Origin of the sequence: Lwoffella lincolnii (assembly GCF_002014765.1) — a bacterium.
GTDB lineage: Bacteria > Pseudomonadota > Gammaproteobacteria > Pseudomonadales > Moraxellaceae > Psychrobacter > Psychrobacter lincolnii.
The window spans coordinates 102,546-115,573 of record NZ_MUYT01000009.1 but is presented as its reverse complement, the minus strand read 5'-3'; the positions used below and the strand labels follow the sequence as shown (position 1 = coordinate 115,573).

Annotated in this window: 10 protein-coding genes; 8 read left to right on the top strand and 2 right to left on the bottom strand. The window is 44.2% G+C overall.

Features of this window, described 5'->3' with window-relative positions; translation table 11 throughout:
- The first annotated feature begins 397 nt into the window (after window positions 1-397).
- From B0682_RS07695 to B0682_RS07680, 4 genes are all read left to right on the top strand, one after another.
- Complete coding sequence (locus B0682_RS07695; RefSeq protein ID WP_240494931.1) at window positions 398-1,138, top strand: acetyl-CoA carboxylase carboxyltransferase subunit alpha; 741 nt, start codon at window positions 398-400, stop codon at window positions 1,136-1,138.
- Window positions 1,139-1,283: 145 nt separating this feature from the next.
- Window positions 1,284-3,020 carry a tRNA lysidine(34) synthetase TilS gene (tilS, locus tag B0682_RS07690; protein WP_078307926.1) on the top strand — a complete coding sequence of 579 codons (1,737 nt, stop codon included), beginning with the start codon at window positions 1,284-1,286 and terminating at the stop codon, window positions 3,018-3,020.
- An 88-nt stretch (window positions 3,021-3,108) separates the two neighbouring features.
- Complete coding sequence (gene proC, locus B0682_RS07685) at window positions 3,109-3,936, top strand: pyrroline-5-carboxylate reductase (RefSeq protein ID WP_078307925.1); 828 nt, start codon at window positions 3,109-3,111, stop codon at window positions 3,934-3,936.
- Between the two features lie 66 nt (window positions 3,937-4,002).
- Window positions 4,003-4,575 carry a YggT family protein gene (locus B0682_RS07680; protein WP_078307923.1) on the top strand — a complete coding sequence of 191 codons (573 nt, stop codon included), beginning with the start codon at window positions 4,003-4,005 and terminating at the stop codon, window positions 4,573-4,575.
- Window positions 4,576-4,686: 111 nt separating this feature from the next.
- On the opposite strand, the gene B0682_RS07675 is transcribed toward B0682_RS07680, so the two are convergent.
- Window positions 4,687-5,670, bottom strand: coding sequence for a DUF368 domain-containing protein (locus B0682_RS07675; RefSeq protein ID WP_240494928.1), 984 nt, complete (start codon window positions 5,668-5,670; stop codon window positions 4,687-4,689).
- 156 nt (window positions 5,671-5,826) lie between these two features.
- The gene (gene serB, locus B0682_RS07670; protein ID WP_143823324.1) at window positions 5,827-7,125 is read right to left on the bottom strand and encodes a phosphoserine phosphatase SerB; all 1,299 of its coding nucleotides are present in this window, start codon (window positions 7,123-7,125) and stop codon (window positions 5,827-5,829) included.
- 160 nt (window positions 7,126-7,285) lie between these two features.
- Here serB and B0682_RS07665 point away from each other — a divergent pair, with 160 nt between their 5' ends.
- From B0682_RS07665 to B0682_RS07650, 4 genes are all read left to right on the top strand, one after another.
- Window positions 7,286-8,815 carry a hypothetical protein gene (locus tag B0682_RS07665; RefSeq protein ID WP_078307922.1) on the top strand — a complete coding sequence of 510 codons (1,530 nt, stop codon included), beginning with the start codon at window positions 7,286-7,288 and terminating at the stop codon, window positions 8,813-8,815.
- A 152-nt stretch (window positions 8,816-8,967) separates the two neighbouring features.
- A complete protein-coding gene (locus B0682_RS07660) occupies window positions 8,968-9,210 on the top strand; it encodes a PA3496 family putative envelope integrity protein (RefSeq protein WP_078307920.1) in 243 nt (80 codons plus the stop codon).
- Between the two features lie 22 nt (window positions 9,211-9,232).
- Complete coding sequence (locus tag B0682_RS07655) at window positions 9,233-9,778, top strand: UPF0149 family protein (RefSeq protein WP_411350815.1); 546 nt, start codon at window positions 9,233-9,235, stop codon at window positions 9,776-9,778.
- Window positions 9,779-10,073: 295 nt separating this feature from the next.
- Window positions 10,074-12,950, top strand: a complete 2,877-nt coding sequence (locus B0682_RS07650; RefSeq protein ID WP_143823327.1) for a valine--tRNA ligase — start codon at window positions 10,074-10,076, stop codon at window positions 12,948-12,950.
- Window positions 12,951-13,028 lie beyond the last annotated feature (78 nt).

Here is a 13,028-nt window from a genome sequence, read left to right as displayed (position 1 = left end):
AAACAAGCGGTAGGTTCTACCGTGTTAGTCTATGGAGTTGATGTAAGTCCAAGTTCAAATGAATAAGGCAAACAACGTTGAAGTAGAAATTAAACGCTAAATTTACCTTTGGGTAGGTTTAAATAGGTTTTAAGGAACAGCTTGATTTAGCGATTGGTTTACACTTATTATTAGTTTACACTTGTATCTTTTTTATACCCTTAGTACTCCATTTTTAAATGCCCATCTTTTAATAAAACCATCTTTTAATAAAAAGTGACCAAATATGACCAGCCAAATTCCCAACACTCAAACTTATGATACCAATGCAAAATCCCCCAACAGCTTTGATAATGCCCTTAACAGCGACACATGGCAACGGGTGTTACTTGCTCGTAACCCCAAACGTCCATTATTTATGGATTATGCCAATCAGTTGTTTAGCGAATTTGACATCTTGCATGGTGATAGGGTCTATGGTGATGATAAGGCGGTGATTGGTGGTTTGGCACGTTTGGCTGGTAAGCCTGTCATGCTCATCGGACAACACCGTGGACGTAGTACCAGAGAACGCATTGCCCACAACTTTGGTATGGCCAATCCTGAAGGCTATCGTAAGGCGGTGCGTCTTGCCAAAATGGCAGAACGGTTTGGTTTGCCTGTCTTGACCTTTATCGACACGCAAGGAGCATATCCTGGAGTAGAAGCCGAAGAGAGAGGACAGGCCATCGCCATTGCCGAAAGCATTGCAGTATTTAGCAGTTTAAAAACACCCATCATCGTTACCATCATCGGTGAAGGTGGCTCAGGTGGGGCGTTGGCGATTGGCATGGGTGATAAAATCAACATGTTACAAAATAGTATCTACTCGGTCATCTCACCAGAAGGGTGTGCGTCCATTTTATGGAAAACAGCTGAAAAAGCCCCAGATGCCAGTTACGCACTCAAATTAGATGCCAAAAGCCTGCATCAGTTAGGGCTTATCGATGTTGTTGTTGATGAAGGTCAAGGAGCCCAGATAGATGACAAGACTGTGATGGTTGGGCTAAAAGCCTTATTACTTGAGCAATTGGCAGAGCTTGAGAGCATGGATACCGATGAGCGTTGTCAATTACGTTATGAGAAATTTTATGCCTTCAACTCTCAATTGGGCTGTTAGCTGAGTTATTCACTTGGTTGGCTCACACCATCTTAAACTTCACACCATCTTAAACATGGAATAATCTTGAACATGGAATAAAGGCAGTCATACATTGCTAAGTCATACAAATGAAACTTTGCTACAGAATGCTTTACTAAAAAGTATGAATAAACTGCATTCGCACTTGGTAGGCAAACGCATTTGGCTGGCATTGAGTGGGGGTCGAGATTCACTGGTGATGGCATCAGTGTGCTTGCAGTTATATGCAAAAGGACATTTACCATTTTGTCCACAGTTTATCCATGTCAATCATGGCATACAGACCGCCAATGATGCGTGGGCGAAGCAAGTTAGCCAATGGGCAAGCGACAATGGCAGTCAATGTGTGGTCATTAAAGCTTATGTGAACGGAACAGATGAACAAACTGCTCGCCATGCTCGCTATGCTGCCATTGCCCAACACATCAACTGCCATGACATCATCATGACCGCTCACCATGCCAATGACCAAAGTGAGACACTGTTGATGCGATTATTTACTGGCACAGGGGTAAAAGGCTTATCTGGCATGACAAGCTGGTCATGCCATGACATACCCATCAACATTAACCACTCCAACCAACACAACCATTCAAACCAACACAACCATTCAAACCAACATCAGTTGCCAACAAGCTCAATCAAGCCATTGACCAAGCCCATTTATCTATGGCGACCGTGGCTAAACATCAGCCGAGATGCCATCAATGAACACGCCCACCGCCATGCCCTACCCTATATCAATGACCCAACCAACTTGACAGGGACAAATGTCCGTAGCTGGTTACGCCGTGAGTTGTTGCCCATCATTGAACAGCGTTATCCACAGGTCATTGGTAACATCACTCGCTTAAGTGATCTGATGAGCGATGCTGATGCCATCTTACAAGACGTGTACCATAACGATAAAGAGATGATGGTGAACGATTGTTGTGTTTCAGCCACCCAACTGCCATACCCTAACCGATATCCTAACCGATATTTAGCAGTAGACGATTTAACAACACACAGGCTAATAACGCACAGGTTAACAGTGGACAGTCAATTAGAGTTAAAAAAGTTCGGTAAGCTATCAGGTGCTCGCCAACGCTCTTTTTTGTATCATTGGTTGTCTGAAAAAGACACGCTAACGCCCAACAAACAGCGGATAGATGACATCTTGGCATTGGCATATCGTGATGACAATGACCACCAAACCCAACTGCCTTGGCAAGGGGCAACACAACATTATGTGATAAGGCGCTACCGACATACCCTACACCGCCTAGATGCTCGTTGGTTAAATTGGTTACAAACACCAATCAACGACAAAGTATTCAATGAGAAAATGTTTATTTGCGTGCCTGCCACTGACTGTACTAATGTTCATGCTCATACTGTTCATGCTCATACAAAGCAAACACACACCATCACGTTACGGAAAAAACCTTTAAATAATAAAGAGACACTCACATGGCAACTTGTTCTGGATTTGACAGCCTTTACCCATCAAAGTGGCTTTACCCATAAAAATATTGATAAACACATCATGCAAGGGGATTTTTATCTTTGTGTGCGCCCTTTACATAAAACTGACCGTTTAAGCATTTATCAGCCATCTGACACAAACATAGGCAAGTTTACCCCCCCACAATTTACTCCCCCCCAATCAGGTAAAAAATTGCAACAAAGCTTGGGGATTGCCAGTTGGTTAAGGCAAAGTGTGCTGTTAGTCGAAGCCCAAAACGTAACCGATTGCCATGGTAATCGTCAAATCAATGCCAAAACCTTACCCTTATGGTTGATTTGCCCTTGGCAACAGTGGGCATTACAGTCATTTTTGCCAAAAAAAGGCATTAAACAAACTTTCATCTTATCTTAAAGCCCAGTTTTTTATAAATGTGCTACACTAGGCTGTGTCTTTAGCATCATTAGCATCATTCAATTTTTTTCTTCACTTAGAGCATCTTATGTCTAACCCATTAAAAAACAAAAAAATCAGCTTTATTGGCGGTGGCAACATGGCACAAGCCCTTATCAGTGGCTTACTTGCCAAGGGTATCTTGCCAGAGTATATCACCGTTTCTGACCCTAACCATGACAATCGTGAACAGCTGCAAGCCAAAGGCATCAATACCATTGATTCTGCTAAAAACCCACTCGATGCGTTAATGGCTGATGTGGTGGTGTTGGCAGTTAAGCCTCAAATCATGGCAGATGTGTTGGCAGACTTTAGCCAAGTGTTAGACAAGCAACTCATCATTTCGGTGGCAGCAGGTCTGTCAACTGACAGCCTGACAAAGATGTTAAATGGTTATCAAAACATCGTGCGTGCCATGCCCAACACACCTGCCATGGTACAAGCAGGAGCAACAGGGCTGTATGCCACTGACAGCATCAATGAGCAAGAAAAACAGCTCGCCACCGAATTGATGGGGGCATCTGGTTTGGTGATTTGGGTCGATGATGAAGAGCAATTACATGCGGTAACGGCAGTGTCTGGCTCTGCCCCTGCTTACTTTTTTTATTTTATTGAGTCAGTCATTCAAGGGGGCATTGATTTGGGCTTGAGCCAAGAACAAGCGTCCGCCCTTGCCATGCAGACCGCTTTGGGTGCTGCCAAGATGAGCATCAGCAGTGATGACACGCCAGAGCAGCTTAGACGCAAAGTCATGTCTCCTGGTGGCACAACTGAAGCTGCCGTACATAGCCTACAAGCTGATAAAGTCAATGAGCTGATTGGTAAAGCCATGCAAGCATGCGTTAAGCGTAGCCGTGAGATGAGTGGGCAAAATTAACCATCTATTACCATAAAATAAGCCACTAAAATAAGCCATTGAGTATTGAATATTGAGAATTTCTCCATGAACCAATTACTAGTTACTGCATTTAACATGGTCACAAGCTTTGCCATGTTATTGATATTCATACGTTTTATGATGCAATTTGCTGGCATCAATGCTCGTAACCCCTATGCCGAACCTGCCTATAAAGCCACACAAGTGGTCGATATGTTTGGTCGCATATTCCCTACCATTGGCGATGGGCGTATCAGCCTTGCTGCCATTGTGCTGATGTTTTTAATCCGCCTGATTGATTTGGCTGGCAATGCACTCTTAAGTCATCATGGTTATAATCCACTTGAGCTATTTTTTGAGGGGTCATTAAGCCTGATTATTGATTTTTTAAGTATGTGTCGTTATGTGATTATCGGTTCGATTATTGTCAGCTGGATTGTGGTGTTTACCAATTCCATGCACCCCATCATTGACATCATCATGCAGTTGGCAGAACCCATCTTAGCACCGTTTCGTAAGATTACCCCCAACCTTGGCATGATTGACTTATCGCCAATGATTGCTTTTTTTGTGTTGATTTTGGCAGAACAGGCATTAAGCATTGTGGAAAGTAACATGTTGCCCATGGTGATGGGTTAATCAATATGCAATCTCTCAAATAACTCAAACAACAAAAAAACCTTGCTCGATGGCAAGGTTTTTTATGACAAACGCAACTTTTATGATAAACGCAACAAGGTTCAACAAGGTTTAGCTCGTCTGCTTTTGTGAACCAAGTTTGGTTAATAATAAAACACTGACCATACCCAATCCCATTAGCCCAAGCGTCATACCCCACCTTGCCCCATCAGGATATTGCCAAGGTAAAAAATGCACCGCATCAACTTGCCAAGGCCATATTTTTACCAATGACCCAGCAATAAACCCAGTCAACAACACCAATGTGCCTTGATAATAATGAACCAATAACCATTTTAAAAACTTGGTAAATAACAACAACCCTGTTACCATGCCAGCCACCACGGTCAAGATGATGCCAATGTCCATGCGATGCACAGCATCTAATATCACTTCATACACCCCAAGCAATAGCAAAATAAATGAGCCTGAAATGCCAGGTAATATCATCGCACAAATGGCAATTGCCCCTGCAAAAAATAGATACGGCAAGCTTGGCGTGGCTGAAACAAACGGCAACAAGCTTATCATCACCGCCATTGTTGCCCCAAGCACGAATAACCCCACTCGGGCAACATTCCAACGCTCAATTTGACCGAGCAACACAACCACCGTTGCCATCACCAAACCAAAAAAGAACGACCAAATCGCCAATGGCTGATGGGTGAGCAAGTGCCTAACCAAGTTTGCCAATACCGCAAAGCTTGTGATAATGCCTGCCAGTAGGCACAATAAAAATGTGCCATCTAACGCACGCCATATGGCAGATATGCCACCTTTGATGCCATATGCTTGATATGTGTGTTGCCAAGTGGCAATCAGCCCCAATGTCATGCTGCTTAACGCATTAATCAAACGTTGATAAATGCCTGCTATCAAGGCAATCGTACCACCAGAAACCCCCGGTACGATGTCTGCTGCTCCCATCGCCATGCCCTTAAAATACACCAACAATAAATCATGTTTGCTGTCTTTTTGGGGAGACGGTAACTGGATATGAGCAGATGAATGAATGGCATGTGTTTGGGGGGGCTGATTGGGTTTGGTCATAACCATTTTTAATCACATCTTATTGAAAAAGCAAAATTATTAAAAAAACAAAAAATAAACAGCAAAAAGGCAATAAAACCGCCATCAATTCATCATAAGCGGTTTTAGGACATTGTTTTAGAGCATCATGGCTCATTTACTCGTTATCAAGGCTTAGCTTGTTTAGCTGGTTAAAGACGCATACCCCAACGCATACAACACACCTTCTAACCCTGTGCAGTTAATGGCGGCATCAGCACGGGCTTGTACAATGGGTTTGGCACGATACGCCAGCCCCAAATTTGCCATGTCCATCATCGGCAAATCATTTGCCCCATCGCCAACACACACCACCGCTTGCTTGCTGATGCCAAGCTCATCAGTAATTTGTCTGACCAGCACAGCTTTGGTCGCCCCATTGATGATGGGCATTTGCACCCTACCTGTTATCTGCCCATCTTGCATTGATAAGGCATTGGCATGAACCACATGGATACCCAACTGCTTAGCAACTTGCTTGGCAAAATACTCAAAACCCCCTGATATCAAGGCGGTGTAATAACCCATGGCAGATAATAACGCCAACGTGGTTTTTGCCCCTTTTGATAATGTTAATGAATCAGCAATGTCTGCTAAATGATGATCAGGCAGTCCTTGCAGTAATGCCAACCGCTGAGCAAACGATTCATCAAAATCCAACTCACCACGCATGGCAGAATCGGTGATGTCGTTGACTTTATCGCCCACACCCATCACTTTGGCAAGCTCAACAATGACTTCTTGCTCTATCAAAGTAGAATCCATATCAAAACACGCCAAGCGGTGGGTGTGTAGCATGTCAGCAACAGGTAAAATATGGCAATCAAATGCACCTCTTGCCTGCTCTTCGGTCAAGCCCAAATGACCCAGCTTGTCTTGTAAATGATGGGTTACCTGTTCATCAATCACATGAGCAATGGCACGACTTTTACTGTCATTGGGCTTAAGCATCTGCACATCACTGGGACAAAGTACCAAGCGATTAACCGACACAGGTGTCAGAACATCATCATACTCAGTCAGCGATGCCACCACTTGCTTTAAGGTATCTGCTTCACTACGGTCATTGTCATCAATGTTGGTAATTTGCCAACCTGCTGGTGTATTGGCTTGTGCATACGCCCAATCTGCTAATAACGCCTGAGCATTGATGTTACTGACATGGCTGAGCATCTCGGTGCGTATCACCACTATCAACGCATATATCGGTAACGCATATAAACTTGCCACATCACTCACCATCTGCTCAGCATCTTTAATTTTTGCCTTTACCAATACTTGCTTTAGCCCATCTTGCCAAGCCTGCATGGTGGTGGTGCTGTGCTGTTTTAAGCGATGTTGCAAGGTTTGGCTTAAGGCACTATTAATATTTGTCATATTTGAATGAATGGCATCTGAATGAATGTTTGATGTGATGTGTGCAGTATTGATATCGATATTCATGGGCTATCTGTCCTATTAACGTATTAACAAATCATCAGTTACTGACATTATGGCATGTTGGACAGATTTTATCACGGATTAACACAATAATAAGGTTATCAAATCATCAGCGAACATATATAATCATCACCCTATTTGCCATTTGATTTTAAGCATCATTATGACTTACACCGCCCCTAGGCAAGGACTGTTTGCCATCATCATTCTTATCAGCTTTATATTGCATAGCGTACTTATGGTATTTAGTTTAGAGCAACAACTAAATGCCAACCGTGAACACAAAGCCAAACAGCTCATCAGTGAGTTGGCAGAAACCACAGGGGTGGCTCTTTATCAAGATGACCGAGTCAGCCTAAGCGTCATCGCTGACCACCTTGGTAACGACATTGATGTTACTCGACTAACTTTATTAGACAACGCTGGCAACATACTGGTACAAACAGGAAACGCCCCCTTGCAAGCAGGCACAACCCACCACAAACCCGTCCTGCTACAAAACAATAAGGTTGGCGATGTCGAGCTGACCATCAAACGCACCAGCAAAGGTGAGATGGTCAAAACGCTATGGCCGTTTGAACTTGGGGCATTGATTGTCCATCTGTTGATATGGTTGTTATATGGCCATATTGCTCGCCCAACCAAAGGGCAGTTGCAACGGCTAAGCCGTGACATTCATGATTATTATGTGTTGCACTATGACATGGCAAACAACGACATGGCAAACAACCAACAACACGGCGGTGTTCACTTCTCATATGACGACAGACATGATAGACATGATGACACGCCTAATACAGACAACAACACTGCCAGCCTATCTGTTGACGAATCAAGCCAACCAGCCACCAGCCAACCAGACCATGGCCATGTCTATGATGATGTCAGCTCACAAGTCAGTCGTTTTTTAAAGCGTGGTCAATTCAAACCGAACACACAAAAAGACACTGACCAAAACAGCCCACCAACCGACAACCCAGTAGCCAATAAGGCGCAACCGTCTTCTTGGCAAGATTCTACCAAACACCAAACCCATCAACAAAATTTGGTTAATCCAAATGGAGCGAAGCAAACTCGCCATATTCCTACCAACACTGATACGCCCATCGTGGTGGCATTTATGTTTGCTGATGAACACCGCTTATTAAGCAAGCTATCACCCCAAATTGCCCAGCCCTATCTGACCTTGTGTAATGACTTACTGCAGACCGCAAGTCTTGAGCTGTTACGACAACCATCATTTCAAGGTGTGCAACTGCAAAGTCTTGAACATTTTGCCATAAATCACCCTGCCCGAATCACCTTAAATGTCAAACAGGGCTTTGACAACGCCAATAGTAAGCTTGCTCAAGCCAGTGTGATGCTGGCGATGCTGTGCATGATGCTCAACAAAATCATCTTTGACAGACACCGTGAGCTGAAGCGATTTGCCCTACCCATCAATGCCACCATTGCCCATACCGAGCAAAGTGATGGTATCGTCCATTTGCTTAAAGGTCGCTTTCAAGAACATCAAACCTATGTGCTATTGCCCACTCAAGAGCTGACGCAAATCCAACAGCGTATCCAACTTACCCAGTTAAACAATCCAAAATCTGTCTATGAACGAGAATGCCGACGCATTATCGGAGCAGATGATGACACCATCAACCGCTTAACTTCGTTGCGTAATGACATCATGCTGACCGTTTGACAACATCAGCCAATACCATAAAGCCATTGACAAAATCAGCATTAGGCTTTATAAGGCTATTTATCAAAACCCATGTTCCAAACGCATGAGACAGGTTTTGACCACACGCATGGATTTTACCGATGATTTATTTGATGGATTAAGGAGTTTTTATGAGTGACTTAGAAGATGATTTTGAAGATGATGGTTTTGCTGAAGAAGATGAAGACGCAAAACTGGCTGACGAAAGTGAGACAGGCACAACTTCTCGAACCCGCAGTTTAGAAAAACGTCGTTTGATTGACGATTTACTGGCACAAAAACGTCTGGAGCGTGAGCTAAAAGATGACTTAGACGATTTAGATGACCTAGATGGCTTGGACGACTTAGATGATGATTGGAATGATGAAGAATAAATGAAGGAAAATAATGAACCAAATACCCGACCCACAACTACTTGCCTATTTGGATTCTGCTGACAACCAATACGGCTTAGACCACATTGCCACGCATGGGTTTTTGACCGCCACGGTGGTGGGTAAGCCATTTACCAACTGGTTGTCTGCTTTGTTTGAAAGGCAACAAGACAGCGTGCCTGATGCCATCAAGTCTGCCCTACACGCTTGGCAAACCGCCATAGAATCCGAACTCAAAGACGAAACCCCAATTCACTTACCCTTTATTGTTGGCGATACAGATGACACAGAAAAGCCTATGGATTTTTCACCAGATTCAGAGCTTTCTGCTTGGGCAGTGGGCTTTATTGATGCCATGTATGCCGATGAAACAGATGACTGGTTCGCCGACAATGACACCGAAGATGACGTGGCGATGCTGACCTTACCGATGATTGTGTTTAGTGGCATTGATGAAGACGATGAGACCTTATCTGACATTCGCCAAGATGATGACCTATTGGCTCAAATGGCAAACAGCTTGGAAGAGAATTTAACCCAGTTGTATTTGCTGTTCCATCAAACATAACACAAACATAACAAACATCAAAGACCGCTCATGTTCATCATGAATCAACTCTTTTGCAGTCATCTGCCATTTATGTTTTAGACAAATGTAACCTACTTAGTCATCATGGTTAACCAAACCCTGTTAGCGAAGTTTTGTTAGCAACACTCTGAGTTTATCATTCACTTTATTTTAAACATTCACTGTATTTTATTTTATTAAGACAATTTCACCAAATTTTACTAAGACAAATCTCATGACTCAACACACCACACAAATCAATACTTTAAGTCAAAGCCTAACTCAAGCCTTAAAAATGATGCAAAATTCCTACAACCCCACCGATGTCGAAAATGGCATGTATCAAATTTGGGAACAACAAGGCCATTTTAAACCCCAATCAAACTCTGCCATGAGCGACAAACAAAACGCCTTTTCCATCGCCTTGCCGCCGCCCAATGTCACAGGTTCGCTGCATATGGGGCATGGCTTTAACAACACCATCATGGACACATTAACCCGCTATCATCGCATGATGGGCCATAACACACTTTGGCAGCCCGGTACCGACCACGCAGGCATTGCCACACAGATGGTGGTGGAGCGTCAGCTTGGGTTACAAGGCATCAGCCGTCATGATTTGGGGCGCAAGAAGTTCATTGACAAGGTTTGGGCGTGGAAAGAGCAGTCAGGTAACAACATCACTCGCCAAATTCGCCGTTTGGGGTCGTCCGTGGACTGGTCTCGTGAACGCTTTACCATGGACGACGGTCTGTCGCAGGCGGTCAAAGAGGTGTTTGTGCGTCTTTATGATGAGGGCTTGATTTATCGTGGCAAACGCCTTGTCAATTGGGACTGCAAATTAAAAACCGCCATTAGTGATTTGGAAGTGGAAAATCGTGATGAAAAAGGCTTTATGTATCACGTTCGCTATCCTTTTGCCACTGGGCAAACGGACGCCAATGGAGCAAGCCTTGACGGCAAGTATATGCACATTGCCACCACTCGCCCAGAGACCATTTTGGCAGACGGCTGTTTGGCAGTACACCCTGATGATGGCCGATATACGCATATTTTGGGTAAAATGGTGCATGTGCCTTTAACCGACCGTGTCATTCCTGTGCTGGCTGACCCTTATCCCGACCCTGAATTTGGTACAGGGTGCGTAAAAATTACCCCTGCCCACGATTTTAATGACTACGAAGTCGGCGAACGCCAAAACATTGAGATTATTAACCTAATGAATCTTGACGGCACGATGAACGAAAATTGTCCGCCTGCTTATCAAGGGCTTGACCGCTTTGACGCTCGTAAAAACATCATTGCCGACCTAGAAACGCACGGCTTTTTAGAAAAAGTAGAACCCCACGAATTAAAACGCCCCTATGGCGACCGCTCTGGTACAGTCATTGAACCACTTTTGACCGACCAATGGTATGTGGCGATTGAAACTCTTGCCAAACCAGCGATTGAAGCGGTGCAAAATGGCGACATTCAATTCGTGCCACAACAATACACCAACATGTACATGGCATGGATGCGTGATATCCAAGACTGGTGCATCAGCCGTCAGCTGTGGTGGGGGCATCGTATCCCTGCATGGTATGATGACAATGGCAATGTGTATGTGGGGCGTGATGAAAGCGAAGTGCGTGCCAAATACAGCTTAGCCGATATCCCCCTTCGCCAAGATGATGATGTGCTAGATACTTGGTTTAGCTCGGCTCTGTGGACATTTAGCACGCTTGACTGGACAGGTCAGACCAGCTTTGATGATTATGGCGATGCCCTACAAACCTTTCACCCAACAAGCGTGCTGGTAACAGGATTTGACATCATTTTCTTTTGGGTTGCTCGCATGATTATGATGACCATGCACTTTATCAAAGACAAAGATGGCAAGCCCCAAGTCCCCTTTAAGACCGTTTATGTGCATGGTCTGGTCAGAGACAGCCAAGGGCAAAAAATGAGCAAATCCAAAGGCAATGTGCTTGACCCCATTGACTTAATTGATGGCATTGATTTGGAAAATCTGGTCAATAAACGCACCCAAGGGCTGATGAACCCAAAAGAAGCGGACAACATCGCCAAACAAACCCGCCAAGAATTCCCTGACGGTATCCCAGCCTTTGGCACAGATGCCCTGCGATTTACCTACGCATCACTTGCCAGCACAGGACGAGACATTAACTTTGACTTAAAACGCATTGAAGGATATCGCAATTTTTGTAATAAAATTTGGAACGCCACTCGCTTTGTACTCATGAACTGCATTGACAAAGATGGCAATCCCCAAAACATTGATAAATCCGCCAACCCTAAGCTTTGGCAGTTGCCTGAACACTGGATCATCAGCCGCCTAAACGCCACCATCAATGACATTCACGAGCATATGAGCCAGTACCGCTTTGACTTGATGAGCCAAGCCATTTATGAATTTATTTGGAATGAATACTGCGACTGGTATGTGGAGCTTGCCAAATCCAGCTTAAACACATCAGAACAAGACGGCACGGTCAGCGATGAGCGAAAAGCCCAAATCCGTTATGTGCTGCTCTTTGTGCTTGAAATGGCAATGAAAATGACCCACCCCATCATGCCTTATCTCACCGAAGAGATTTGGCAAACCATCACGCCACTGCTGGGCAAAACAGGTGAAAGCATCATGCTAAGCACCTACCCCAAGTGCGATGACAGCAAAATCAACGAACAAGCCGAAAGCGACATGGCATGGCTACAAAGCCTTATCGGTGCGGTGCGAAACATTCGTGGCGAGATGAAGCTGGGCAATGCCGTGCGTCTGCCTGTGCTAATTCAAGGGGCAAGCGATGAACAAAAAGCAAGCCTTGTACGCATTGACAATCAATTTAAAACCCTTGCCAAAGTAGACAGCCTAACGATTGTCAAAACTGGCGAAGAGGTGCCATTATCATCATCTGGCATGGTTGGACAAATGAAAGTGCTTGTCCCCATGAAAGGCTTGATTGACCCGACCGCTGAACTAAACCGCCTAAATAAAGTGCGTGATAAACTGCAAACCCAAGCAGATGCCATTAACAAAAAGCTGTCCAATGACAACTTTATCGCCAAAGCCCCTGCTCAGGTGGTGCAAGCAGAAAAGATGAAATTGACAGAATTAAATGGGCAGTTGGCGGAAGTGGAGAAGCAGGTGGGAGCGTTGGGGAATTTGTAACTAAAAAATTAAGCGTAATTAGAAATAATTATGCTTAATTTGTTCTACTGTCCAATTCTAGTTTTCAAACCAATTCTA